The organism is Ruegeria sp. N8 (assembly GCF_056531325.1).
Map to the genome: position 1 here is coordinate 105,716 of NZ_JBQFLQ010000006.1, position 25,591 is coordinate 131,306.

A 25,591-nucleotide genomic window follows, 5' to 3' on the forward strand; every position below is an offset into this window, starting at 1 on the left:
AATTAGGCAAATATCATCGAGCTAAGTTTACGCCGCCCGTTCAAGACAATCGGGTCATTTGGCTTGAGCGCATCAAAGATCGTGAAGAGCTGCGCCTTGGCGGCGCCGTCATTCCACTCGCGGTCGCGGCGAAACAGGTCCAGCAATTGCGCGACGGCCTCTTCCACATCCCCGTTCGCGTGCAGCGCCTGCGCCAGATCAAAGCGTGCCTGATGGTTGTCGGGGTCCGCCTCAACCGCCGCAGTCAGCTCGGCTACGGGGCCCGCATCCGCAGCCTGCTTGGCCAGTTCCAACTGCGCATGGGCGGCTTCCAGTTCCGGAGTGTTGGAGATTTCCGCCGGGGCACCGTTCAGAATTGCCTCGGCCTGTTCCAGATCATCTGCGGCGATATGCGCGCGCACCAGACCGCCATAAGCGCCGGCATGGTTGGGATCTTCGCCCAAAATCGCGGCAAAAGTCTGGGCCGCATCGCTTGCCGCACCTTCGGCCAGCATTTCCTCGGCCGCCGCGACAGCTTCGTCCAACTGACCACCGGGGCTTTCGCCACCTGCCGCCTCGATCACCCGATCAACGAACGCTTTGATCTCGGACCCCGGCAGCGCGCCCTGAAACCCGTCGACAGGCTGACCCTTGAAAAAGGCATAGACCGTCGGGATCGACTGAATGCGCATTTGCGAGGCGATCATCTGCGCCTCGTCCACGTTGATCTTGACCATCTTGACCGCGCCCTTGGCGGCGGTGACGGCCTCTTCCAGCATCGGGCCCAGCGTTTTGCACGGGCCACACCACGGGGCCCAAAAATCGACGATGACCGGCACCTCTTGCGAGGATTCCACAACGTCGGCCATGAAAGTGGCCTCGGACCCTTCCTTGATCAGGTCGGCAGCGGCAGAGTCGGGGGCGGTATTCAGAATATCCATGGCTGTCACTCTTTCGTTCGTACTTGCGCCCTATATGCAACCGCAACAGGCAGAAACCAAGGGCTGACTTGCGCGATTACAGGTCGAATGTGGCAAAGACCGGGGCGTGGTCGCTGGGTTTTTCCCACCCGCGCGCGTCGCGAAGAACGCGGCTGGAATGTCCCGCGTTCGAGATATCGGGCGTGGCCCAGACGTGATCCAGTCGCCGCCCCTTGTCCGCTGCCTCCCAGTCACGCGCGCGGTAGGACCACCAGCTATAGAGCTGCCCCTCGGGGATGTTCTGACGGGTAACATCAACCCAACCGCCTGCATCTTGCGTCTCAGCCAGCGCCTCGACCTCGATCGGGGTGTGCGAGACAACCTTGAGCAGTTGTTTGTGCGACCACACGTCATCTTCGCGTGGGGCGATGTTCAGATCGCCGACCAGAATGGATTTTTCGGGCTTTTCAGCGCGAAACCAATCGCGCATGTCGGCGAGGTAATCCAGCTTTTGCCCAAACTTTTCATTCACCTCGCGGTCGGGCACATCGCCACCTGCGGGGACATAGAAGTTCTGGATGGTCACGCCATTTTCCAGCCGTGCCGCAATGTGGCGGGCGTGGCCGAGACTGGCGAAATCCTTGTCGCCCACCTCCTCCATCGGGATGCGCGACAGGATTGCGACACCGTTGTAGCCCTTTTGCCCCCGCGCGACCATGTGGGTATACCCCAGTTCGGCGAAGCCTTCGGTCGGGATCTTCTCGACCGGTGACTTGCACTCTTGCAGACACAACACATCTGGGGCCTCTTCCTGCAACAATTTCAGCACGATAGGCTCGCGCAGGCGGACCGAATTGATGTTCCAGGTGGCAAGAGTAAAGGGCATGGGGGACTCCTCTGTCGCGGTTGGCCGCGACGTTAGCGCGGTGCGGGGCGGGGTGCCATCGGAAAAACCGGTATGTCAGAGCCGGCACGGCGCCGCATTCAGCAGGGCTTGCGCCTCGTTGAATATCTCATCGACGATCTGTGCGGCGGGCATCACCTCGCGCACCATCGAAACGCCTTGCCCGGACCAAAGCGACATTGCCTCGACATCGCCCTGTGTTTCGGGCAGCGGGGTATAGCTTTGGTACCGCACCACGGCCTCACCATCAGGACGGTGGCCGATAATTTCCTGTTCGTTGGGACGCTGGCCCGGCGCGGCGGACCCTGCGTCTTTCCACTTTTGCGCGGTGGAATTGGCCAGCGCCCGATGCGGGGCTTGCGGCCATTTCACATCATAGAGGTCGTAGTACCATTCGGTCTGCGCCTCGGTCGCGTTCAGGACGCGGCGGCGGTATTCGTCATGAATCGTGGCCTCAACGCTGGCTAGAAACCGGGTGCCGACCCAAACGGCCGAAGCCCCCAGCATCAACGCAGCCGCCATGCCGCGCCCATCCGCTATGCCCCCCGCCGCAACAACCGGAACCGAAACCGCGTCCACAACAGCGGGAATCAACGCCATGGTTGCGACCTGGCCCCAGACGTGGCCTCCGGCCTCCCACCCTTGGGCGACAATGATATCTGCGCCAGCCTCTTCCGCCGCCTTGGCCTCGGCTGCGTTGCCGACGCTGGCCATCACCAGCAAGCCGCCCGTTTTGGCTTTGGAAATCGCCTCAGGCTCCATCCCCCAGAACAGCGAAACCGCATGAACCTGTTTGTCGATACAGGTCTGAAGCTGTTCCTCATACGGAAATTCAAGGTTGATATTGACCGCAAAGTTACGGTCCGTCAGGGCACGCACCGCCTCAATGCCGCTTGCAACCTGCGCCGCGGGTTTGCCCCACAACGGGATGACGCCATAACCGCCCGCATTGCAGACAGCCGCCACCAGATCCGGTCCCGCCGCGCCCCCCATCGGCGCTGACAAAATTGGCTTTTCAATCTTCAACAATTCACGAATGTCATTGGACAAATCCCATCCCCCCCCAAAACGATGGGCCGAGTTGGCACCGGTACCGGGGGACAAGTCAAGCGCGTCCGGAATTTGGGTGGTCACTGACGGTGGCCAGGCGTCATACAGACTCGTTCCACAAAAAAAGGCCGGGCCATCAGGCCCGGCAGTCCAACAGGGAGGTGCATGTCATAACCCGGACATGCGCGGGTTGGGAGTAACCTAATGATGACTTCAGGGTATCACTTTGATCCACATCAATCCACCGGCAGTTAAGAGACCAGACGATATCCGCCCGATTCTGTGACCAAAAGGCGAGCATTGGACGGATCAGGCTCGATCTTCTGACGCAGGCGATAGATGTGGGTTTCCAGCGTATGGGTGGTGACACCAGCGTTGTAACCCCACACTTCGTGCAGCAGCACGTCGCGCGCGACCACGCCATCCGCCGAGCGGTAGAGGAACTTAAGGATGTTCGTCTCTTTCTCGGTCAGGCGGATTTTGCGATCCTCCTCGGTGATCAGCATCTTCATCGCAGGCTTAAACGTATACGGCCCAAGAACAAAGACGGCGTCTTCGGACTGTTCGTGCTGGCGCAGCTGGGCACGGATGCGGGCCAAAAGAACCGGGAACTTGAACGGCTTAGGAACATAGTCATTGGCACCGGCATCCAGGCCCAGAATGGTGTCGGCGTCGCTGTCGTGACCGGTCAGCATCAGGATCGGGCTTTTGACGCCCTGCTTGCGCATCAGGCGGCACAGCTCGCGCCCGTCCGTATCAGGCAGACCGACGTCCAGAATAACAAGGTCATAAATCGCCTCGCGGGCTCGCTCCATGGCCGAGGCACCATCTGACGCTTCGAACACGTCAAAGTCTTCTGTCATCACGAGCTGCTCACTCAGCGCCTCGCGCAGGTCTTCATCATCATCCACCAGCAGGATTTTCTTAAGCTGTGCCATTCCCGGTCCTCCTAAGCCTTTTCGGACACTTGCGTGTCGAATATGCAATCAACAAGGTTTGCTGCAATCGTCTCACGCCCTCGTGTCCGGCGAGTAGGAATTATTTCACATTTCCTGCGGATCAGGATACAGAAAGAGGCTGATCGTTACAGGGTAACATAAATGAGTCTTATCCCCGACATATCGGAACTGCTGGCACGCGCCCGCGCGGACCTGCGTATGGGTGTCCCGGTCGTGCTAACGGATGACAGTGGGTTCAGCGTGCTGGCCATTGCCTCAGAAACCCTGAGCGCCCAACGGCTTGCGGATTTGCGCAGCCTTGGCGGCGAGCCAGTGGTTGCAATCACCGTAAGACGAGCTGAGACTCTGAAAGCGCGGGCCTATGACGGTGATCTCGCGAGGGTGGTCATTCCGGCAGATACCGATATCGGTTGGGTTCAGGCTGTGGCCGACCCTTCGGACGATCTGAACGCACCTATGAAGGGCCCCCTGATGACGGAACGTCAGGGTAATGCCAATCTGCACCGCATCGCCATTGCGCTGACCAAGTCAGCGCGTCTGCTGCCCGCAGCCGTTGTGGTCCCGGTCGAGGACGGGCGCGCATTTGCCGCGGCGCACGGTCTGACCTGCATCGACCACACTCGCGCCGCACCGCATCTGGCCGATCGCAGCATCCTGAATGCCGTTGTCGCCGCGCGCCTTCCGATGGAGGTGTCCGAGGCAGGCCGGTTGCACGTATTCCGCCCCGAAGATGGCGGCGAAGAACATTACGCCATCGAAATCGGCCGACCGGACCGAAGCAAACCAGTATTGGCGCGGCTGCATTCGGCCTGTTTCACCGGCGACCTGATGGGCAGCTTGAAATGCGATTGCGGCCCGCAACTGCGGGGGGCACTGGCGCAGATGGGTTCGGAGGGCGCCGGGGTGCTGCTCTACCTCAACCAAGAGGGGCGGGGCATTGGGTTGGCCAACAAGATGCGCGCCTATTTCCTGCAAGATCAGGGGTTCGACACGGTCGAAGCCAACCACCGGCTGGGTTTCGAGGATGACGAGCGTGATTTCCGATTGGGTTCGGATATTCTGAAATCGCTGGGATTCAACTCGGTCCGATTGCTGACGAACAATCCTGCCAAGATTGCGATGATGGAGAAAACCGGCATCGCCGTGACCGAGCGTGTACCGCTGAAGGTGGGCGAAACCGCGCATAACCGCGGATATCTGGCAACCAAGGCGGCCAAGTCCGGCCACTTGCTGTGACCCCGCAAGATCTGGTTCTGACCCCGCGCGGCGTTCGGTTTGCCGGGCGTTTGTTTCCTTGCTCAATCGGCAAAGGCGGGCTGAGCAACGACAAACGCGAGGGCGATGGGGCGACCCCGACCGGCATTCATCACATCGTCGGGCTTCTGTACCGACCGGATCGTGTTGTGGCGCCGACCTCTTGGGCGATCCCGACTGGACCGCAGGATCTGTGGTCCGATGACGGAAGCGATTCTCGATATAATCAACTGGTACGCGCGCCCTACCCGTTCAGCCACGAGAGACTGCGCCGCGCTGATCCGCTCTACGATGTTGTGCTGCTGACGGATTGGAACTGGCCCAATGCAGTTCCGGGTCGTGGGTCGGCCATTTTTCTGCATCAATGGCGGCGACCCGGATTTCCGACCGAAGGTTGCATTGCCTTTCGGCGCGATCATCTGCTCTGGATCGCGCAAAGGGTGCTGCCCGGGACGCGGGTAGTTATTCCTCGGGCCTGACGCGTTCGCCAAAGATCGCCGAGCCGACACGCACATGGGTTGCACCTAAGGCGATGGCCTTTTCGAAATCGTCGCTCATACCCATCGACAGCCCCTCAAGCCCATTGCGGGCGGCGATCTTCGCCAGCAATGCAAAATGCAGTGCGGCTTCTTCATCGACCGGAGGGATGCACATCAGCCCGACGACCGGCAGATCCAGCGCCCTGCATTCGGCAATAAACGTGTCAGCTTCGGATGGTTTAATGCCAGCCTTTTGCGCCTCTTCCCCCGTGTTGACTTGAATGAACAGGTCAGGGCACGCGCCCACTTCTTGCGCCAACCGTGCGAGTGTCTTGGCCAGCTTGGGGCGATCAACTGAGTGTATTGTGCTGAACAGCTCGGTCGCCTGACGGGCTTTGTTGGTTTGCAAAGGGCCGATCAGGTGCAAATCGACATCGGGATATATTTCCATGAAACCGGGCCACTTTCCGGCCGCTTCCTGCACCCGGTTTTCCCCAAAGCACCTGTGGCCCTGCGCCAGAACGTCCAGTACGCGGTCGTTCGGCTGGACCTTGGACACCGCGATCAGTTTGACACAGCCAGCAACGCGTCCTGCGGCAGCCTCGGCCTTGGTGATACGGGTTGAGATATCGTGCAGCGGCATGGGTTCCCTCGAATTGACCTGAGCGCAGGAAAACACCATGTCGGCGCAAAAGAAAAGGGCAGGCCCGAAGACCTGCCCTTAAACCTTGCGGTTCAGCTCAACTTAGAAGTTGAAGCGAGCACCGAAGTCTGCGCGCAGAGTCGAGTCTTCGCAGATGTCGCAGTCGCTGTTGCCGATACCACCTTGCAGCGATGCACCGCCACCCAGGTCGTAGATCGCGCCGATACCGTACTGCTGAGTGTCAGCATCTGCGTTACCGTCACCGTAAGCTGCGGTCAGGGTCAGAGCGGAGCCAACATTGTAGGCTGCCGAAACACCCCATGCAGTGCCGTCGGTTGCGTCGATTTCGGTTTTATCGTCAGCGATGAACACGGTACCCGAGAAGTCGCCGAAGTCAGCACCCAGGGTCAGAACCAGCAGGCTCGGATCTTCGAGGCCGAGGTCACCAGCGTCGGTTTGACCATAAGCGATCGCCGCGGTGATGTTGTTGAAGGTGTAGGTCGCGCTGATGTCCCAGCGGTCCAGATCAATCGCTTCGCCATTCAGACCACCGGTCAGCTGGTCGTAAGACGCGCCGAACGCGAAGTCACCAACAGCATACTGGAAGAACACAGCGTTCGAACCTGCGCCGGTCGACGAGAAGGCCAGGAAGTCATAGTTCACGCCCGAGTACTGGCCGATGAAGTTTTCCAGACCAGGCTCGTTACCGTAGTAGTTTGCCAAGTTGTCGAAGGCGCCCGATACGTTGCCCGCGTCAACACGCAGACCACCGTACTGAACGGTGAAGCGTGCACCACTCAGCTGAGCTTCGCCAGCTTCGCCGTTACCGGCGTTTTCGTCAGCTTGCAGACGAACACGAGCCGAGAACTCAACGCCGCCATCGGTTTCAACGATGCCGTCGATGTTCAGACGGAAACGCGAGATCAGGATCACGTCGTCGGTGTCAACAACGGCAGTGCCGGTGCCAACATTGATTGCACCAGATGCGGTGGTGGTGACGGTGATGTTGGTCACGGCACCGGAACGATCTTCCAGGTAACCAATACCGAAGCGACCGTAGCCGCTGAATTTGATTTCGGCCGACGCCATGCTTGCGGTTGCCAGCAGAGCGGTCGATGCGAAGAGAACTTTTTTCATCTTGTTTCCCTCGGTTTCAAAGTTTTTCTACTCGACACATGTCGTTGCACGTGTCTCAGCACGGGAACCGTTTCGCTCTTTTTGCCCCCTTCGCGCAAGCTTGGCATAAAGCCTCGCGCCGCATTGGCCACGGATTGGTGCAAGGATGCCACAGTCGGTTACCCGCCCTGTCACACCGCCAATCCCACTCTAAAGTGACAAGAATAGACTTGTTGCGGCACCTGTCCTTGTCTAGGAGTATCTCTGAACGAGTGAGACCCAATGATACAGGACCCTTCGACGATGCGCCCGCAGACGATTTTCGGTTTGATCCTTGTGACCGCCCTGGTCTCATCTTGCGGGTTGGGCAACTCTGAACCACCGAATCCAAACCTGCAGCTGACGTCGGATGGCACCAGCTCTTCCGAGCGCGAATTGAACGACCCGAATCGCTCGACGATCTGGGATGTGTTCGATACCGCTGATGCCGAGCAGGTCACCAATGTGAATCGCTACCTGTGGTCGGCGTCTCTGGACATTCTGAACTTCTTACCTGTCGAAGAGGTGGACCCCTTTACCGGTGTAATCGTAACGGGTTACGGCACACCTCCGGGTGGCGGTCGTCAATATCGCGCCACAGTGCATATCAGTGATCCGGCCCTCGCGGCGCGTTCGCTTTCGGTATCGCTTCAAACCAGCGGAGGCGCTCCTGTCAGCGCTGCAACCACGCGCGCGGTTGAAGATGCAATCCTGTCGCGCGCCCGCCAGTTGCGGATTGCGGACAACAAGCTCTAGCCACCCGCTGCAAATCACAATATTACCACGCCGGGCTCTGTCCCGGCGTTTTCATTCACGAAGGACCGCACGATGTCGCGCTACTCGGCCAACGAAATCGAAGCAAAATGGCAAGAGGCCTGGGACAAGGCCGGAATCTTTGTCGCTAATCACAAGGCGGACAAGCCGAAATACTACGTGCTTGAGATGTTCCCCTACCCGTCTGGCCGAATCCATATGGGACACGTACGCAACTACACGATGGGCGACGTGATCGCGCGGCACAAACTGGCGACTGGGCACAACGTGCTGCATCCAATGGGCTGGGACGCATTCGGGATGCCTGCAGAGAACGCTGCGATGGCTATCGGCGGCCATCCCAAAGACTGGACCTACGGCAACATCGCCGACATGCGAGGGCAAATGAAACCGCTTGGCCTGTCGATCGACTGGTCGCGCGAATTCGCCACTTGCGACCCGGAATATTACGGCCAGCAACAGGCGTTGTTTCTGGATATGCTTGAGGCCGGGCTCGTCTACCGCAAGAACGCCGTGGTGAACTGGGACCCGGTGGACATGACTGTTCTGGCCAATGAACAGGTGGAAAACGGGCGCGGCTGGCGCTCGGGCGCTCTGGTCGAGCGGCGCGAACTGACGCAGTGGTTCTTTAAAATCAGCGACTATTCCGAAGAATTGCTCGGCGCGCTGGACACACTGGAAAACTGGCCCGCCAAGGTGCGGTTGATGCAGGAAAACTGGATCGGCAAATCGCGCGGCCTGCAGTTCAGCTTTGAACGCACCGATAGTGCCGAGCCGATCACCGTCTACACGACTCGCCCCGATACGCTGATGGGCGCGTCTTTCGTCGGCATCTCGCCCGATCACCCGATTGCCAAGCAGCTGGAGGCTGAAAACGCCGAAGTCGCTGAATTCGTGGCCGAATGCCGCAAGGGCGGCACCACCGAAGAAGCGATCGAGACCGCCGAAAAGCTGGGCTATGACACCGGCATCACCGTCAAACACCCGCTGGACCCGAATTGGGAACTGCCAGTCTGGATCGCGAACTTCATCCTGATGGATTACGGCACCGGCGCAATCTTTGCCTGCCCAGCCCATGACCAGCGTGATTTGGACTTCTGCCGCAAATACGGTCTGCCGGTGGTCGATACGTTCTTTGCACTGGACGATGACACCCCGGTGGACAAGATCGCTTTCGTTCCGCCGAAAACCGAGAAAGTCCGCTGGGTGAATCACTTCGCCGGCCTCACTGAGGCGACGGGTGACGAGGCCATCAACACCACCGTCGATTTCGCCGAAAAGGCGGGCTGGGGCGAAGGTGTCACCAAATATCGCCTGCGCGACTGGGGTCTGAGCCGCCAGCGCTACTGGGGCTGCCCGATTCCCGTGGTGCATTGTGATTCCTGTGGTGTGGTGCCCGAAAAGAAAGAGAACCTGCCAGTTCGCCTGCCCGACGATGTGACATTCGACAAGCCCGGCAACCCGCTGGATCGTCACCCGACCTGGCGCGACTGCGAATGCCCGTCCTGCGGGGCCCCGGCCAAACGCGAGACCGACACGATGGACACGTTCGTCGATTCGTCGTGGTATTTCGCTCGTTTCACCGCGCCCCGCGCCGAAACCCCGACCGATCTGGCCGAGGCCGAATACTGGATGAACGTGGATCAGTATATCGGCGGCATCGAACATGCGATTCTGCACTTGCTCTATTCGCGCTTCTTTGCGCGGGCCATGCAGATTACCGGCCACCTGCCCAAAAAGGCCATCGAGCCGTTCAACGCGCTGTTCACTCAAGGCATGGTCACGCACGAAATCTACCAGACCCGCGACACCAATGGCCGACCGGTCTATCACCTGCCCGAGGACGTGACCGACGGCAAACTGGCCGACGGTACCGAGGTCGAGATCATCCCTTCGGCAAAGATGTCGAAATCCAAGAAAAACGTGGTGGATCCGGTCAGCATTATCTCGGCCTTTGGTGCAGATACCGCGCGCTGGTTTGTGCTGTCCGATTCGCCGCCCGAACGCGACGTGGAATGGACCGCATCCGGGGCCGAGGCCGCCTTTAAGCACCTCAGCCGCGTGCATCGCATCGCCACTGAGATCGCCGAATCCGATGCGCCCGCCAATGCCGAGGATGAAACCCTGCTGCGTGAAATGCACAAAGCCATTCATGATGTGTCAGGCGGGGTCGAATCCTTTGGTTTCAATGCCTCGATCGCTAAGCTTTACGCCTTTACCAATACACTGGCGAAATCCAAGGCGGGCGCAGATGCCAAACGTCAGGCGGCCAAAACACTGGCGCAGCTGATGTCCCCGATGACCCCGCACCTGTCAGAAGAGCTGTGGCAATTGCTGGGCGGTGAGGGGCTGGCTGCCACCGCCGCGTGGCCCGTCGCAGATGAGGAGATGCTGGTCGACGATACCGTCACCCTGCCCATTCAGATCAATGGCAAGCGCCGCGCGGAAATCAGCGTTCCATTGGAAATGGACAAGGCCGAGGTTGAAAAAATCGCGCTCAGCACCGAAGCTGTGCAAAAGGCGCTGGATGGCAATGCGCCTAAAAAGGTGATCGTTGTACCGGGCCGGATCGTGAATGTCGTTGTTTGACCGCAGAACCCTGTTGATGCTGCTGCTGGCACTCGCTGCCTGCGGCTTTGAACCGGTCTATGCCCCCGGTGGCGCTGGCGCGGCTCTGGACGGGCGTGTCACAGTATCGGCGCCGAATTCAACCAACAGTTTTCTGCTGGTCCAGAATTTGGAACAACGGCTGGGCCGCAGTGCAAATTCGGGTAACGCCTATAATCTTGATGTCGATGTCTCGACTGTAGTTCGTTCTGCCGCGATCACCCAGACCAACGAGACCAACCGTCTGAATATCGAAGGCACCGCGACCTACGCGCTGCGGTCGAATGAGACCGGGCAGATTTTGGCCTCGGGCCAGGTAAACAATTTCGTCGGCTATTCCGCAGCCGGTTCGACCGTGTCGACTCTGGCGGACGAGCGGGATGCGATGCAGCGGCTGATGGTGATTCTGTCGGACCAGATCGTAACCGAGCTTTACACCGTCCCGGGACTTGGCACATGAAGCTCAGCCCACGCGAGGCTGAGGGGTATTTTGCGCGGCCTGACGCCGACAAGCTTGGGTTGCTAATATACGGCTCGGATGCGATGCGTGTGGCGTTGAAGCGCCAGCAGGTTCTGGCGGCCCTTCTGGGCGCAAATGCCGAAGAAGAGATGCGCTTGACGCGGATGCCCGGCAGCGATCTGCGCGGCGACCCGGCCCTGTTGCTGGATGCGGTAAAAGCCGTCGGGTTCTTTCCCGGCCCACGCGCTGTGTTTGTCGAGGATACCACCGACGTGGCTGCCCCTGCGATCCTTGCAGCCTTCGAGGATTGGGCACCCGGTGACGCTCAGATCATCGTCACCGCCGGGCTGTTGAAACCCAGCTCGAAAATCCGCAAGGCCTTTGAAGCACACCCTTCTGCCTATGCGGTCGGCATCTATGACGATCCCCCATCGCGGGCCGAGGTCGAACGGGTTCTGTCCGAGGCCGGGTTGAAGAACATCCCGTCCGATTCCATGTCGGCGATAACCGAACTTGCAGCCGGAATCAGCCCCGGAGACTTTGCGCAAACCATTGAAAAGCTGTACCTATACAAGCGCGGAGACAGCTCTGAGCTGACCATCGAGGATATCGAATCCTGCGCCCCCCGCTCGACCGAGGCCGCGCTGGACGATGTTCTGAACGTGGTGGCCGAGGGCCGTGCGGGCGAAATTGGTCCTCTGATCCGCCGCTTGCAATCGCAAGGCACCAATGCGGTGACTTTGTGCATTGGGGCCACCCGGCATTTTCGTACACTTTACGCCTGCGCATCGGACCCTGGTGGGGCGGCGCAGGGTATCGGCAAACTGCGTCCGCCGGTCTATGGCAAACGGCGCGACCGGATTCTGCGGCAGGCGCAGGGATGGGGCGCGCCAAAGCTGCAAACCGCGCTGACCGTTCTGACCGATACGGACCTGTCCTTGCGGTCCGCCGGTCAAACCGCACCCGCCATGGCATTGGTGGAACGCGCCATGATCCGCTTAGCAATGCTGGCCCGGTCGCGTTAGCGCGCCAGCCATTGCACGGCCCCGCGCCCGGCCCAACGCCCGGTGGCGAGGCACGCGGTCAGAAGATACCCCCCCGTCGGGGCCTCCCAATCCAGCATCTCACCGGCACAGAACACGCCAGGTTTGGCCGTTAGCATCAGGTGGCCATCCATGGCGCCTCGCTGAACCCCACCTGCGGTTGAAATCGCTTCGTCCATCGGGCGCAGCTGCGCGCCAAGGATGGGTAAGTGTTTGAGCGACGCAGCTTCGTGCCCTTGCGGCGCACCTGCTTGCTTGGACATCTCATGAAACAGTGCAATTTTCTGTGGCGGCAGTTTCAGAGCCTTTTTCAGCCATTGAGACAACGTTGTTTTCGCGCTTTTTGCCTCAAACCTCGCCTGCAAAGCTTTCGCACCCAGATCGGGCACCAGATCGACATTAAGATCCGCTCCCCGACGCAGCGCCGGTGTAAGCGAATACAGCCCGCCGCCTTCCAGCCCGGTGGCAGAGATCGTGGCCTCACCCCTGCTGTGCAACTCTCCGGCCATCCAGCGCACCGATTTCAGCGCCTTGCCGAAATGCGGCTGCATATGCGGGCTCCACGCCACCGACAGCGCCGAATTCGCCGGTTCGAACGAAGCCAGCGCCACACCTTTCTCTGCTAGCATCTTCGCCCATTGCCCATCTGATCCTAGCCGCGCCCAACTGGCCCCGCCCAGCGCCAGCACGGTCGCGTCGGGTTTGATGACCTGCGGCCCCTCAGACGTATCAAAGCGCAAAGCGTCGCCGTCCCAGCCCAACCAACGCCAGCGGGTTCGGATCTGCACACCCGCCTCGTCCAACTGCCGCAGCCATGCTCGCAACAGCGGCGAGGCTTTCATCGCGCTGGGAAACACCCGCCCGGTCGAACCGGTGAACAGCTCTTGCCCCAACCCTCTTGCCCAGCCCTGCACCGCGACGGCGTCGAACTCGGCCACGATCGGACGCAGCCAATCGGCCGCGCCGTATGCAGGCATCAAATTCTCGAACGTCTCGTCCTTGGTCAGGTTCAAGCCGGATTTGCCCGCCATCAGAAACTTGCGCGCGACCGAAGGCTTGGCCTCGGCCACCAGCACGTCGTGACCCGCTGCTGCAAGCTGCTCTGCCGCCATCAGACCCGCAGGCCCGGCACCGATTACAACTGCATGTGCCATTGCTGTCCTCTTGCCTTTCGCACGCCCTGAGCCACAGTCTGCCCCATGCCCGACCGCGACCCCATCTGCCCGCTATGTGACCGCCCCATTCCTGACGGGGGCGGAAGCCTGCACCATCTGATCCCAAAACTCAAAGGGGGCAAGGGCGGGCCTACGGTTTTACTGCACGTGATCTGCCACAAAGAGGTCCACGCCACCTTGTCCGAAGCCGAACTGGCCCGCGATTTCAACACGGTCGAGGCCCTGCGTACACACCCCCGAATTGAGAGGTTTCTGAACTGGGTGCGCAAACGCCCGCCCGGCTTTCGCTCAAAAGTTCCAGGCAAGCGGCGCGGACGGTGATCAGCCCGGCCAGACGCGATCCCCGAACGCATCGCAGATAGGGGCTTGCAGCCCTTCGATCTCGATCCCGCGATAGTCTGGCGAGGGCGCGAATCGCGCACCTGCCACGTTCTGAAATTCCAAGGTCGTGTAGGGACGTTTCCAAAGCCATTCCCGGTTCGCCACGGCCCACGGATCGGCATCCGGGGGCGTATCGTCGGTGAAGGCATAGAAATGCAGATCGAACCCATACTGGGCAACATCCTGCATCGACAAAAGGCGCATGCCCTGCGCGCGGCAGAACCTGTCCTCGGCCCCGATATCGCCTGTGCGCAGGGTGATCTGACCGATCCGGGCCTGCGCAAAAGGATCACTGGGGTCCGCCGCGTTGTCCGAGCGGTTGCCCTCAAAATCATGTTGCAGCAGTTCGATGACAAACCCCTCGGGGTCGGTCAGGTGGCACATATAGCCGATGTCCAGAAACTGCCGAGGGGTCGAGACCTCAACCCCCTGTCGCCGCAGATAGGCCGCTGCCAGATCGACGTCGGGAAGGGTAATGCCAATCTTCCAATAGCGCTGGCCTTGGTCGTGGCTATAGCCCCCACCCCCGGGCATCAGCAGCAGATCAGCATCTTCGCCCGCATATCCCAGACGCAGGCTCGCCCCCTGTTCTTGCGCGTGCATACCCAAAAGCCCGCCGTAGAACTCTGACAGGCGTTCAGGGTCCGCGACCCGAAGACGGATGGCAGATAATCTCATGGGCAAAGCTCGGCAATTCCAGCCGCGATTTTCGGATCGGCGCTCAGGCTGTCTAACACCAGATCCTGTGCCGTCTGAATCAATGCGTCAGGTTCAACCACACGATCGACCAGACCGAAGGCAAAGGCTTCATCCGCTGCGATCTTTTGCCCGGCCATCAGGATCATCTTGGTCCGGGATGGCCCGATCAGCGCTGCCATACGACCCGGATCAGACGGTTGAGGCAAAAACCCCAGCTTCATGACCGGGTAGAAAAACTTGGCCGTGGGCACGGCAATGCGGATGTCACAGGCCAGAACCATCCCGTTGGCCCCGCCCGCCAGCGTCCCGTTCAGGGCCGCCACGGTCAGGCATGGCAGCGCTGCAATGGCTCCGGACAGACGTTCCCACAAATCCGAGGTTGCCAGCCCTGCCCGCGCCTCATCCAGATCGGCACCAGCGCTGAACACCTTGCCCGCACCGGTCAGGATCAAGGCGCGTGCCTCGGTCGCGGCTTCGGCAATTTCACAAAGTTCGGTCAGCATTGCCCCGGTCAGCGCATTGGCCTTTCCGGGGTTGTTCAGCGTAACGGTCCAAAGCCCGTCCGCCTTACTTAACTCAATCACGTCAGACCTACCCGTTGTCGAATGTCCTCGCGGCGTAGCGATATCTCATCACCCAGAAACTCATCGGCGTCCTTGGTGCACATCCATAGCAACGCGCGCGCGGGCCAATCGGCGGGGATGTGATCGCTCCACTCCAACTGGCTGACAGCGTTGATGCCGCTGGCTTTGATCACGCGCTGCATATCCGTGGCCACAGTACCCGGAGATAGCCCCATCGCGCGGATGCCGTGAATAGATTCCTCAAGATGCAAACACTCGGTCAGCATCTTCGCCCCGGCCTTGGAGGCGCAATAGTGGCTCCACGCCTCAATCGCGTTCGAGGCCGCGCCGGACGAGATGGTGATCACCGTCCCTCCACCGGCTGCCCGCATAATCGGCAACGCGGCGCGCATCCCGTAGAAAACGCCCTTGAGGTTAATATCGATCGCCTTACCCCAAGCCTCGACATCGGCATTCGACAGATGAAAGATCGGATCAATCACACCCGCATTGCCGATCAGCACGTCCAGCCCGCCAAAGCGGTCCACGCAATCGGCCACGGCCTGTTCGACCTGCGCAAAATCGCTGACGTCACATTGCAACGCAATCGCATTCTCCCCCAGCGAAGCCGCCAGAGCATCGATCTGGTCCCTGTTGCGCGCAACAAGGGCGACATTCGCCCCGGCCGCGGCAAAAACGCGCCCTGCTTCGGCCCCGATGCCGCGACTGGCCCCAGTTATCAGTACGGTTTTTCCTTGCATGTGGACCCTGTACCTCCGTTGTTTTGAGATTGTGTAAACCTCTACCTCGCTAACGGGGAAAGGGTCCAGCCCTTGCCCCTTGACGCCCGACGCCACAGGCACGACGATGCCCGCAAAATTGATCAAGAAGGGTTCTTGTAATGTCCGTTTTCCTTCGCCGCAGCAGCGGCGCTGTTTTGGCCTATGCCGTCATTTCCCAAGGCGCGTTTGCCGATGTTACTGCACAGGATGTGTGGAACGACTGGCAAAGCTATCTGTCCCAGATGGGCTACACGGTCGAGGCGCAGCAATCAGCCAATGGCAATGTACTTAGCATCACGGACATGAACCTGAACATGGTTCTGCCCGAAGAGGACAGCAGTTTTAAAATGCAGGTCCCGCAGATGACGCTGACCGAAAACGGCGATGGAACCGTCAGCATTTCCCTGCCCGAAACTCTGCCGATGAGTGTCTCGGGTGAGGGTGAGGGCGAGGCGTTCTCGGCCAAGATCCTATACACCCACAAAGGTCTGAACATGGTCGTGTCGGGCAGCCCGGATGAGATGACCTATGACTACACCGCCGACACGTTGGGGATCACGCTGGACGAGATAACGGCCAATGGTGAAACTCTGCCCAGCGACGTTTTGGGTGTGGCCGTGCAGCTTGCCGATCTGTCAGGCAGTTCACGCATGAAGATCGGTGAAAACCGCGATATAGACCAGACCTTCACCGCCAGCGCACTCAGCTATGATCTGGCCTTCGACGACCCCGAGAGCGACGATACCGGCAAGATCGACGGCTCGCTGGAACAGCTTGCGTTTGAAGGCACCAACGTCATCCCGTCGAATTTCGATGTCTCGGACCCTCTGGCCTTTTACCAAAATGGTTTCGAATTCTCGGGGCTGTTTACCTATGCCTCCGGCAAAACGGCCATCGCGGGCACCTCGGACGGAGAAAGCTTTGACATGAGCAGTTCCTCTGAGGGGGGGCGGTTCGGGGCCAGCTTTGACGCGCAGCGTCTGGCCTATGATCTGGAGCAGAACAGCACCAAACTGGCAGTGACCACGGCAGACCTGCCTTTCCCGATCGAGATTGCGATGGCCAATGCCGGGTTGAAATTCGAATTCCCGGTGCAGAAATCCGAAGAAATTCAACCGTTCGGCTTTGCATTCAACCTGACCGATTTCACCATGTCGGACGTGTTGTGGAGCATTTTTGACCCCGCAGGTGCGCTACCGCGAGATCCAGCCACCATTGCTTTGGATACGGCGGGCACTGCAAAAATCCTGACAGATTTCTTCGACCCCGAGGCAGTCGAGTCGCTGGCCTTGTCCGAAGACGCGCCGGGTGAGTTGCATTCGCTGAAGATCAACGAGCTGCTGGTGTCTCTGGTCGGTGCAAAACTGACCGGTGAGGGCGACTTCACCTTCGACAACACCAATACGCAAGAACTGGGCGGCCTGCCCACACCTGTCGGCAGCACTACATTGCAACTGGTCGGGGCCAATAAGTTGATCGACACGCTGATCAGCATGGGATTGGTTGCGGAAAGCGATGCCCTGGGCGCACGGATGATGATGGGTCTGATGGCCGTTCCTGGCGAAGAACCCGATACGCTGAATTCCAAGATCGAATTCACCCAGGACGGCCAGATCAAGGCCAATGGTCAGCGCATCAAGTGACCTGCACTGTCAGAGGGCGGTCGTCACCTGCCCTCTGACGTCTTTTCCGGTTCGAACGCGGTGACGATTTTCCATTGCCCTGAAATGCGCCCTGCGTTCACGCAACTTCGTTGTGCCCAATGGCATTGGGGGCCTTGCGGGACGCCCGGTCCGGGGCTAGGTCCAATACAACCACACCCGGAGGCCTTATGACCCGCGCACTTGAAGAAATCAGCCAGAACCTGCTGGATGCGGCCCGCAAAGCGGGGGCCGAGGCTGCCGATGCCATTGTATTGGACGGCTCCTCCGTGTCGGTCGAGGTGCGCGCCGGGGCGTTGGAACACGCCGAACGGTCGGAAGGTACCGATCTTGGATTACGTGTGTTTCTGGGCAAGCGGCAGGCGATCGTATCCAGCTCGGACAGCCGCCCCGAGACCCTGACGGCAATGGCCGAACGTGCCGTCGCCATGGCAGGCGAAGCCCCCGAAGACCCCTTTACCGGCCTCGCCGACCCAGACCAGCTTGCCAAAACCTGGGACATGCAGGCGCTGGAGCTGTTTGATCCCACCCCCGAACCCACGGCCGAAGCCCTGTTGCAGGACGCATTGGCCGCCGAGGCTGCGGCGCTGGCTGTTGACGGGGTGTCTCAGGTCTCGGATGCGGCGGCGGCCTATGGGACGCACCGGGTGCATTTGGCAGCCAGCAATGGATTTTCCGGCGGTTATACTCGGTCCAGCCGGTCAACATCCTGCGTGGCGATCTCGGGCGAAGGCACCGGGATGGAGCGGGACTATGATGGTGACAGCCGCACCTTTCAGACCGATCTGCGCGCACCCGACGAGATCGGCCGCACCGCCGGGGAGCGTGCGGTTCAGCAAGTGGGCGCACGGAAACCAACCACCGGCACCTTTCCGGTTCTGTTTGACGAGCGCATCTCGTCCTCGCTGATCGGGCATTTGCTGGGGGCCAGCAACGGCGCAGCCATTGCGCGCGGCGCATCCTGGCTGTCGGATTGTCTCGGCGAACAGGTTCTGCCCGAGCGTATATCGCTGATCGAAGACCCGCATCGCCCGCGCATTGCCGGATCCCGCCCGTTTGACGCCGAAGGCCTGCCAACCCGACGCCGGGCGATTGTCGAAAACGGCGTTCTGACCGGGTGGACTCTGGATCTGGCCAGCGCACGCAAGTTGGACATGACCTCGACGGGTAACGCTGCTCGCGGGGTCTCGGGGCCCCCGTCTCCCAGTAACTGGAACCTGAGCCTGACGCAGGGTGATCAAAGCAGGGCTGACCTGCTGCGCGATATGGGAACCGGGCTTTTGGTGACGTCGATGATCGGGTCAACCATCAACCCCAATACAGGCGACTATTCCCGCGGCGCATCAGGCTTTTGGGTCGAAAATGGCGAGATCACCTATCCGGTCAACGAATGCACCATTGCGGGCAATCTGCGCGACATGTTGAAACGGATCGTTCCGGCCAATGACGCCCGCCCCTATCTGTCGCGCGTGGTGCCGTCGTTGCTGATCGAAGGGATGACACTTGCCGGCAACTGACCTGCCCCTGCTGATCGACGCCGCATTGGAGGCCGGAAAGATCGCTACCCGCTATTCGGGCACCACGGCCCAGCGCTGGGACAAACCCGGCGGCGCGGGCCCGGTGACCGAAGCCGATCTGGCGGTGAACGCGATGCTGGAGCAGAAGCTGCCTGCTGCCCGGCCCGGCTATGGCTGGCTCAGCGAAGAGACCGAGGATTCCCAAGCGCGGCTTACAAAAGACCGGGTGTTCATCATCGACCCCATCGACGGCACGCGCAGCTTTGCCGAAGGCTCGCGGACCTGGGCGCATTCGCTAGCCGTTACAGAAGGCCAAGAAGTTACGGCAGCTGTTATATACTTACCCCGCCGCGACCTGCTTTTTGCGGCAGCCAAAGGGCAGGGAGCAACGCTAAACGGCACCGCAATACGCGTGTCTGGCATCGACGATCTGAACAGCGCTGAAGTTCTGGCAGCCAGACCAAATATGGACGCCAGCCATTGGCGCAATGGCACAATTCCCGGCTTTCAGCGCAACTACCGCCCGTCGCTGGCTTATCGCATGGCTACGGTTGCGCAAGGGCGGTTCGACGGGATGCTGACGCTGCGCCCAAGCTGGGAATGGGATATCGCCGCCGGTGATCTGATCATCCGCGAAGCGGGCGGAGTGTGTTCCGACCGATTGGGCGGGCCGCTGCGCTTCAACAACCCGCATCCCCGCCTAAATGGGGTCGTCGCTGCAGGGGCCGCCTTGCACAGCCGTATAACCAACATGCTGGAGCCGGAAAGCACCGGACCCTGGTCATGACCAAGACGCGCTCGATGAGCTTGACGGCCTATCGCGTCCTGTCTTGGGGGGTGTCCAGCGCAGGAGACACCGCCTACGCCCCACGCCCCGGGGGTGAATTGATCTGGATACATATCGGCGCACGGGATCGGCAGCGGGCAGTGGTTGATTTTTGTCAACGCCTGCAACAGGTCCGACCCGATCTGTCGATCCTGTTGACGGCCCCGCCGGATGCAGATCTGTCTCGCTGGCCGTCGGGAGACTTTCCCCTGATCAACCTGCCATCCGAACAGACCGGCGCCGCGCGCGCCTTTTTAGAGCATTGGTGCCCAGATATCGGCCTTTGGATTGGCGGCGGGCTGATGCCCAACCTGATCACGCGGGCGCAGGAAAGGGGCATCCCTCTGATCCTTGCCGAAGCCGCCTATCACTTCAACATCGCACCGGGTGGACGCTGGCTGCCAGACCTGACCCGACTGACCTTCGACAGTTTCACCTCCATCCTAACCACGAATAACGAAGCCGCCCGGCAAATCCGCCGGCTGGGTATCTCGTCCTCGAAAGTGGGCACAGCTCCGCCCCTTCTGGTCAGCCCCAACCCCCGCCCCTGGCCTGAGGATGAGTTGATCGAGATGACGCATGCCCTGTCTGGTCGCCCTGTGTGGCTAGCTTCCTGGGTGCAGGACAAGGAATTCATCTCTGTCCTCAGCGCCCATAGGCAAGCGACCCGAATGCTGCCCAGGCTGGCCCTTGTGCTGCATGTCGCGGATATCTACGAGGCAGCCCCGCTGCACCGACGGCTTGAGGCGATGGACCTGCGCTGCGTCAACTGGGATGAAGGCGGAACAATCGAGGACAACACGCAGGTGATCCTGTCCTCGGATGCCGAAGCTTTGGGTCTCTGGCAGCGCGTTTCAGCCGTGACCTTCATCGGCAGCACGCTGGAACGCGGGTCAGGTGGACAGGACCCGCTGATTGCGACTGCCCTGGGCTCGGCGGTTATTCACGGCCCGTTTGTGCATCGGCACCAACAGATATACGATCAGCTTGACCGGGCGGGTGCCGCAAGAGTGGTGAGAAGTGCAACCGAACTGGGTGACGCTGTTGTGGAAAGCCTGGCCCCGGACCGCGCCGCCGATATGGCGCTGGCCGGATGGCAGGTCGTAACCGAGGGCGCACCGCAGGCGGATCGCCTGATCGAATTGGTGCAGGACACATTGGATCGGCGGGGATCAGATCATGCAGGCACCTGATTTCTGGCACACCGCACCTGACCGATTGGCAATCCGGGCACGACTTCTAGCTCCGCTTGGGGGACTTTACGCGGCCGCAACCGCCCGGCGCGTTGCGGCCCAGCTGGGTCTAACACCCGGCGTACCAGTGATCTGCGTTGGCAACCTGAATGCGGGCGGCACCGGGAAGACCCCCACCGTGATCTGGATGATCGAACAGTTGCGCGATGCGTGGCATCAGACCCATGTGGTCACACGCGGCCATGGCGGATCGCTGGACGGGCCGGTGCGCGTTGATCCGGGCAAGCATACCGCAGCCGAGGTCGGGGACGAGCCGCTGTTGCTGGCCGCCTTTGCCGATGTCTGGGTGGCAAAGGACCGCGCCGCCGGGGCCAAAGCCGCCGCCGAGGCCGGAGCGACGGTGATCGTTCTGGATGACGGGTTTCAAAACCCCTCGGTCGCCAAGGATTTCTCGGTCATCGTGGTGGATGCCCAGCGCGGGTTCGGCAACGGGTTGTGCCTGCCTGCCGGACCGTTGCGCGAACCGGTCGATGTGGGCCTGAAACGTGCCGATCTCGTCCTGTCACTAGGGGATGCCGCCGCGCAGACCGAATTCACCAACAGATGGGGGCTGAAGCTGACCGTTCCCCACGCCACGGGTGTGGTCGAGGCGCTGCAAACCGGGATGGACTGGGCCGACACGCCGGTTCTGGCCTTTGCCGGGATCGGCCACCCGGAGAAGTTCTTTGCAACCCTGCGCCAGCAAGGCGCAACCCTGTTGCGGGCCGAAGCGCTGGACGATCACCAGCCACTGACCCCGGCCTTGATGGCCCGGTTGGAAAATGAGGCACGCCTGCTCGGTGCACAGATGGTCACGACCGAGAAAGACGCCGTTCGCCTGCCCGCAGCGTTCCGCAGCAAGGTCATCACCCTGCCCGTTCGCCTAAATGTCGCGGACGGCGACAGGGTCAAACAAATGCTGTTGCAAGTTGCCCCATCGCCCTAAAAAGCGACCAGCCGAAAAGGGCCGGTCGCCATATAGGCTTAGCTGCCCAGTTCGTCTTCGATCAGCTTCTTGAACGCGTCATAGGACTGGTTCTCGACCGCTTTGCCGTTCACGATGAAGGACGGAGTGGCCTGAACGCCGTCACGCTCGGCGTTTTCCTGATACCAGGCCACCAATGTGCGGGCACGGTCGCCATCCTGAAGACAGGCCTCAAGCTGGTCATTGTCGATCCCAGCCAGACGCCCGATCTTGCGCAGCTCATCCACGATCTCAGCCGGGCCACCCGCGCGGGTCCATTCGGACTGGCCTTCATAGATCAGATCCGAGATGCCAAAGAACTTGTCAGGACCGGCGCAGCGCGCCACCATCGACGCCCACAGGCCGTAGCGGTCGAAATACACCTCGCGGTAGACAAACTTGACCTTGCCGGTGTCGATGAAATCCTTCTTGAGTTGCTTGTACGGCCCTTTGTGGAAATTCGCGCAATGCGGACAGGTGTACGAGGCATATTCGATGATCTCGACCGGCGCGTCCTCGGCCCCCAGCGTCATCTCGACGATGGTCGAGGTGTCCAGTTCGGCCTCTTGCGCCTCGGCGCTGCCGATCAACGAAAATGACGCGTTCGGTGACGACAGCAAAAAGCTGCCTGCGGCAATGGCGACGGCCGCGCAAATTCCGGTTGCAATACGGCTCATGTATCAGCCCTTTCTCAGCGTTTTTGTTTGGATAGAACGTTACGACCCAGACGTTCAAGGGCTGCACGCAGGTCGCCATCATGGACGTCTTGCGCTGCCCGGTCCGCCTCGGCCGCGATTTCCGGTTTCAGTGTGGGTTTCACCACTTTCGGTTTGTGATCGAAACTGGCCTGCCCCTCGGCAAATCCTGTCGGAGCGGTCTGGGTGATGCGCACCCGGCTGATGGCGTTATAGCCGTAGACCGCATTCACCTTGCCGCGCAGCTGTTCCTTTTGCATTTCCAGCATCGGGGCTTGCGGGCCAGTGGTCAGCACGGTCAGCGTTGCCCCCATGCCGCCCTTGCCATAGCCCACATTCACAGGGCGCGCGATGGCAGCCATATCCTGCCCTACAATCTCGGCCCAGTGGGTCAACAGGCGCGACACAGCAAAGCCCCGGCTTTCACCGGCGCGTCTGATCTGGTCGTTCAGCAATGTCGCGGTGCGTTTGAACCCGCGGGTCGAAGAACGTCTGCGCTGCATCTGGTTTCCAACTCCTGCACTACTATTGTAGAGGGCAGGACACCGGGCGCCAGCGAAACCCGACAGGGAGATGATTAAAAATTGCGTGACACAGGCGAATTTGACGTCAGCAGCGAATTGCTGGACTGGTACGACCGCCACGCCCGCAAGATGCCGTGGCGCGTCAGCCCCGTTGACCGCGCCGCCGGAGTGCGGCCTGACCCCTATCGCGTCTGGCTATCCGAGGTGATGCTGCAACAGACCACCGTGGCCGCCGTGCGAGACTATTTCATGCGGTTCACAACGCGCTGGCCCACGGTGCAGGCGCTCGCCGCCGCCCCAGATTATCAGGTTATGGGCGAATGGGCCGGGCTGGGCTACTACGCCCGCGCTCGCAACCTGCTGAAATGCGCGCGAGCGGTGGCTGAAGATCACGACGGCATCTTCCCAGACACCTATGACACGTTGCTGGACTTGCCCGGCATCGGCCCTTATACCGCCGCTGCAATCTCGGCCATCGCCTTTGACCGCCCCGAAACCGTGCTGGATGGGAATGTCGAACGCGTCATGGCCCGGCTCTACAACATTCACGACCCGCTGCCCGGCTCGAAACCTGCGCTAAAGAACAAAGCCGCAACGCTGACACCTGACGTACGACCCGGAGACTACGCGCAGGCTGTCATGGATCTGGGGGCCACGATCTGCACGCCCAAATCACCTACCTGCGGGATTTGCCCGCTGCGCGATCCCTGCCTGTCGCGCAAGGCCGGAACGCAGGCTGACCTGCCGCGCAAAACGCCCAAAAAACCAAAGCCCACGCGCTATGGCCATGTCTATATCGCCCAGCGTAACGATGCCGCGCTGCTGCTTGAGCGTCGCCCGGACAAAGGCCTGCTGGGTGGGATGTTGGGCTGGCCCGGATCAGATTGGTCGGATGCGCCAGCCGAGACACCGCCCTTCCCGGCGGATTGGCAGGCACTGCCCGGCGAGGTGCGCCACACCTTCACCCATTTCCACCTGATTCTGCGCGTCTGGACCGCCCCCCTGCCGGAAGATCTAGCCCCGAATGACCTGATCATCATGGACAAACACACGTTCCGACCCAAAGTTCTTCCAACTGTGATGCGCAAGGCGCTTGACCTCTGGCTCGGGCAGTAACAGGTTTTTCAAAAAGGCCTCTGGAGCATCCCAGAAGCGGTCATTCGGAGTTGGCGCATGATTTCATCCGACACCCTGTCCCGCTGGCAATCAGCGCTGCCCTTCTGGGTATCCTTCATGCTGATTCCCATAATTTGGATATCGGCCACCCTTGGTGGCTGGTGGGTTCTTCTTGTGCCGATTTTCACCTGGTGGGCCTTTGCCATACTGGACCTGCTGACCGGGCTGGAGCTGAACAACGCGGACCCCGACACCCCTGACAAAGGCCTGCGCTGGTACATCCTGCTGACCAATATCTGGGTCCCGGTGCAGTTCATCACGCTGTTCGGTCTGATCTGGTTTGCCACTCATACTGATCACCTGTCCTTGGCGTCCAAGATCGGGTTGTTCTTCGGCATGGGTGTCATCTCTGGCACAATCGGGATCAACTACAGCCACGAACTGATGCATCAAAAAGGCCGGTTCGAGCGTTGGCTGGGCGATATTCTTCTGGCCATGGTCCTGTATTCGCATTTCCGGTCCGAGCATCTGCTGGTGCATCACCGCTATGTCGGCACCCCTCGAGACCCAGTAACCGCCCGCTATAATGAAGGGTTTCACCGCTTTTATCCCCGCGTCCTGCAGCAGTGCCTGACCTCGGCCTTCAAGGCCGAGCGCGACAAGCTGGCGCGGAAAGACCGCCCATGGACGGACTCTTCGAACCCCTTCTGGCGCTATTGGGTGTTGCAGGGCGGTATGGTGCTGCTGGCTCTTGGGGTCGGAGGGTGGTCCGGCGTCGCCCTGTTCCTGCTTCAGGCCGGTGTCGCGATCTGGCAGCTGGAGTTGGTCAACTATGTCGAACATTACGGCCTGACCCGCAAGCATCTGGGCGATGGGAAATACGAACACGTCAAGCCGCAGCATTCCTGGAATGCATCACAAAAAGCGTCAAACTGGCTGCTGATCAATCTGCAACGGCATTCGGACCACCACTATAAACCCAATCGCCGTTTTCCCCTTTTACAGCACCATTCCGAAGATGCTGCCCCGCAACTGCCTTACGGTTACCCTGTGATGACCGTCGCCGCCATGATCCCGCCCGTTTGGTGGCGCGTCATGAACCCGCGCGTTCGCGCCTGGAGACGCCACTACTACCCCGAGGTCAGCGACTGGAAGCCCTACAACAAATCGCAAAACCCATTGCCTCGGGCGTGACCGCAGCGCGCCCCGCGCGCTGCCTGGCCCAACGA

26 protein-coding genes are annotated in these 25,591 nt (G+C 60.6%); 14 read left to right on the forward strand and 12 right to left on the reverse strand.

Annotation, left to right across the window (positions count from 1 at the left end; all coding sequences use genetic code 11):
• Window positions 1–2: 2 nt before the first annotated feature.
• From trxA to ACR0C5_RS13185, 4 genes are all read right to left on the reverse strand, one after another.
• Window positions 3–920, reverse strand: a complete 918-nt coding sequence (trxA, locus tag ACR0C5_RS13170; protein ID WP_480877199.1) for a thioredoxin — start codon at window positions 918–920, stop codon at window positions 3–5.
• A gap of 76 nt (window positions 921–996) precedes the next feature.
• Complete coding sequence (locus ACR0C5_RS13175; protein WP_480877202.1) at window positions 997–1,785, reverse strand: exodeoxyribonuclease III; 789 nt, start codon at window positions 1,783–1,785, stop codon at window positions 997–999.
• A 75-nt stretch (window positions 1,786–1,860) separates the two neighbouring features.
• Window positions 1,861–2,937, reverse strand: a complete 1,077-nt coding sequence (locus ACR0C5_RS13180) for an NAD(P)H-dependent flavin oxidoreductase (protein ID WP_480877205.1) — start codon at window positions 2,935–2,937, stop codon at window positions 1,861–1,863.
• A gap of 167 nt (window positions 2,938–3,104) precedes the next feature.
• On the reverse strand, window positions 3,105–3,791 hold the full coding sequence (locus tag ACR0C5_RS13185) for a response regulator transcription factor (protein WP_170355386.1): 687 nt from the start codon (window positions 3,789–3,791) through the stop codon (window positions 3,105–3,107).
• A gap of 162 nt (window positions 3,792–3,953) precedes the next feature.
• On the opposite strand from ACR0C5_RS13185, the gene ribA reads away from it, so the two are divergent.
• Both ribA and ACR0C5_RS13195 read left to right on the forward strand, forming a co-directional pair.
• Entirely contained in the window at window positions 3,954–5,048 is a 1,095-nt protein-coding gene (gene ribA / locus ACR0C5_RS13190; RefSeq protein WP_170774805.1) for a GTP cyclohydrolase II, read from the forward strand.
• Window positions 5,045–5,545: a L,D-transpeptidase family protein gene (locus tag ACR0C5_RS13195; RefSeq protein ID WP_480505269.1), complete on the forward strand. Its 501-nt coding sequence runs from the start codon at window positions 5,045–5,047 to the stop codon at window positions 5,543–5,545. Before ribA ends, ACR0C5_RS13195 begins: the two co-directional genes overlap by 4 nt.
• On the opposite strand, the gene ACR0C5_RS13200 is transcribed toward ACR0C5_RS13195, so the two are convergent.
• Entirely contained in the window at window positions 5,529–6,188 is a 660-nt protein-coding gene (locus ACR0C5_RS13200) for a YggS family pyridoxal phosphate-dependent enzyme (RefSeq protein WP_480877208.1), read from the reverse strand. The genes ACR0C5_RS13195 and ACR0C5_RS13200 overlap by 17 nt on opposite strands.
• 102 nt (window positions 6,189–6,290) lie before the next feature.
• Window positions 6,291–7,325, reverse strand: a complete 1,035-nt coding sequence (locus ACR0C5_RS13205) for a porin (RefSeq protein WP_170774811.1) — start codon at window positions 7,323–7,325, stop codon at window positions 6,291–6,293.
• A 282-nt stretch (window positions 7,326–7,607) separates the two neighbouring features.
• Between ACR0C5_RS13205 and ACR0C5_RS13210 the strand changes: the two genes are divergently transcribed.
• From ACR0C5_RS13210 to holA, 4 genes are all read left to right on the forward strand, one after another.
• Window positions 7,608–8,099: a DUF3576 domain-containing protein gene (locus ACR0C5_RS13210; RefSeq protein ID WP_170783667.1), complete on the forward strand. Its 492-nt coding sequence runs from the start codon at window positions 7,608–7,610 to the stop codon at window positions 8,097–8,099.
• A gap of 72 nt (window positions 8,100–8,171) precedes the next feature.
• A complete protein-coding gene (gene leuS, locus ACR0C5_RS13215; protein ID WP_480877211.1) occupies window positions 8,172–10,706 on the forward strand; it encodes a leucine--tRNA ligase in 2,535 nt (844 codons plus the stop codon).
• On the forward strand, window positions 10,693–11,184 hold the full coding sequence (gene lptE, locus ACR0C5_RS13220; RefSeq protein ID WP_480877215.1) for an LPS assembly lipoprotein LptE: 492 nt from the start codon (window positions 10,693–10,695) through the stop codon (window positions 11,182–11,184). Before leuS ends, lptE begins: the two co-directional genes overlap by 14 nt.
• The gene (gene holA / locus ACR0C5_RS13225; protein ID WP_480877218.1) at window positions 11,181–12,209 is read left to right on the forward strand and encodes a DNA polymerase III subunit delta; all 1,029 of its coding nucleotides are present in this window, start codon (window positions 11,181–11,183) and stop codon (window positions 12,207–12,209) included. Before lptE ends, holA begins: the two co-directional genes overlap by 4 nt.
• Here holA and ACR0C5_RS13230 read toward each other — a convergent pair.
• Entirely contained in the window at window positions 12,206–13,381 is a 1,176-nt protein-coding gene (locus ACR0C5_RS13230; protein ID WP_480877221.1) for a TIGR03862 family flavoprotein, read from the reverse strand. The two genes, holA and ACR0C5_RS13230, sit on opposite strands and share 4 nt — an antisense overlap.
• A gap of 45 nt (window positions 13,382–13,426) precedes the next feature.
• Between ACR0C5_RS13230 and ACR0C5_RS13235 the strand changes: the two genes are divergently transcribed.
• Complete coding sequence (locus ACR0C5_RS13235) at window positions 13,427–13,723, forward strand: HNH endonuclease (RefSeq protein ID WP_480877224.1); 297 nt, start codon at window positions 13,427–13,429, stop codon at window positions 13,721–13,723.
• On the opposite strand, the gene ACR0C5_RS13240 is transcribed toward ACR0C5_RS13235, so the two are convergent.
• The 3 genes from ACR0C5_RS13240 to ACR0C5_RS13250 are packed head-to-tail and all read right to left on the reverse strand — an operon-like array spanning window position 13,724 to window position 15,806.
• Window positions 13,724–14,461 carry a VOC family protein gene (locus ACR0C5_RS13240; protein WP_480877227.1) on the reverse strand — a complete coding sequence of 246 codons (738 nt, stop codon included), beginning with the start codon at window positions 14,459–14,461 and terminating at the stop codon, window positions 13,724–13,726.
• Window positions 14,458–15,066: an enoyl-CoA hydratase-related protein gene (locus ACR0C5_RS13245; protein WP_170783089.1), complete on the reverse strand. Its 609-nt coding sequence runs from the start codon at window positions 15,064–15,066 to the stop codon at window positions 14,458–14,460. The genes ACR0C5_RS13240 and ACR0C5_RS13245 overlap by 4 nt, the downstream gene beginning before the upstream one ends.
• Window positions 15,063–15,806, reverse strand: coding sequence for an SDR family oxidoreductase (locus ACR0C5_RS13250; RefSeq protein WP_170774826.1), 744 nt, complete (start codon window positions 15,804–15,806; stop codon window positions 15,063–15,065). Before ACR0C5_RS13250 ends, ACR0C5_RS13245 begins: the two co-directional genes overlap by 4 nt.
• A 140-nt stretch (window positions 15,807–15,946) precedes the next feature.
• On the opposite strand from ACR0C5_RS13250, the gene ACR0C5_RS13255 reads away from it, so the two are divergent.
• The 5 genes from ACR0C5_RS13255 to lpxK all read left to right on the forward strand — a co-directional run bounded on the left by ACR0C5_RS13255 (window position 15,947) and on the right by lpxK (window position 22,009).
• The gene (locus tag ACR0C5_RS13255) at window positions 15,947–17,470 is read left to right on the forward strand and encodes a DUF2125 domain-containing protein (protein ID WP_480877231.1); all 1,524 of its coding nucleotides are present in this window, start codon (window positions 15,947–15,949) and stop codon (window positions 17,468–17,470) included.
• A gap of 188 nt (window positions 17,471–17,658) precedes the next feature.
• On the forward strand, window positions 17,659–19,005 hold the full coding sequence (locus ACR0C5_RS13260) for a TldD/PmbA family protein (protein ID WP_480860162.1): 1,347 nt from the start codon (window positions 17,659–17,661) through the stop codon (window positions 19,003–19,005).
• On the forward strand, window positions 18,992–19,792 hold the full coding sequence (locus ACR0C5_RS13265; protein ID WP_170791247.1) for an inositol monophosphatase family protein: 801 nt from the start codon (window positions 18,992–18,994) through the stop codon (window positions 19,790–19,792). The genes ACR0C5_RS13260 and ACR0C5_RS13265 overlap by 14 nt, the downstream gene beginning before the upstream one ends.
• On the forward strand, window positions 19,789–21,024 hold the full coding sequence (locus ACR0C5_RS13270) for a 3-deoxy-D-manno-octulosonic acid transferase (protein WP_480877234.1): 1,236 nt from the start codon (window positions 19,789–19,791) through the stop codon (window positions 21,022–21,024). Before ACR0C5_RS13265 ends, ACR0C5_RS13270 begins: the two co-directional genes overlap by 4 nt.
• On the forward strand, window positions 21,011–22,009 hold the full coding sequence (lpxK, locus tag ACR0C5_RS13275) for a tetraacyldisaccharide 4'-kinase (protein ID WP_480877237.1): 999 nt from the start codon (window positions 21,011–21,013) through the stop codon (window positions 22,007–22,009). The genes ACR0C5_RS13270 and lpxK overlap by 14 nt, the downstream gene beginning before the upstream one ends.
• 38 nt (window positions 22,010–22,047) lie before the next feature.
• Here lpxK and ACR0C5_RS13280 read toward each other — a convergent pair whose 3' ends face one another.
• Complete coding sequence (locus ACR0C5_RS13280) at window positions 22,048–22,704, reverse strand: DsbA family protein (protein ID WP_480877240.1); 657 nt, start codon at window positions 22,702–22,704, stop codon at window positions 22,048–22,050.
• A 14-nt stretch (window positions 22,705–22,718) separates the two neighbouring features.
• The gene (locus tag ACR0C5_RS13285) at window positions 22,719–23,225 is read right to left on the reverse strand and encodes a DUF721 domain-containing protein (protein WP_170774840.1); all 507 of its coding nucleotides are present in this window, start codon (window positions 23,223–23,225) and stop codon (window positions 22,719–22,721) included.
• Window positions 23,226–23,306: 81 nt separating this feature from the next.
• Between ACR0C5_RS13285 and mutY the strand changes: the two genes are divergently transcribed.
• Both mutY and ACR0C5_RS13295 read left to right on the forward strand, forming a co-directional pair.
• The gene (gene mutY / locus ACR0C5_RS13290) at window positions 23,307–24,362 is read left to right on the forward strand and encodes an A/G-specific adenine glycosylase (protein WP_480877243.1); all 1,056 of its coding nucleotides are present in this window, start codon (window positions 23,307–23,309) and stop codon (window positions 24,360–24,362) included.
• Between the two features lie 57 nt (window positions 24,363–24,419).
• Window positions 24,420–25,556 (forward strand): alkane 1-monooxygenase, encoded by a 1,137-nt coding sequence (locus ACR0C5_RS13295; RefSeq protein WP_480877246.1) that lies wholly within the window; start codon window positions 24,420–24,422, stop codon window positions 25,554–25,556.
• Window positions 25,557–25,591: the final 35 nt, after the last annotated feature.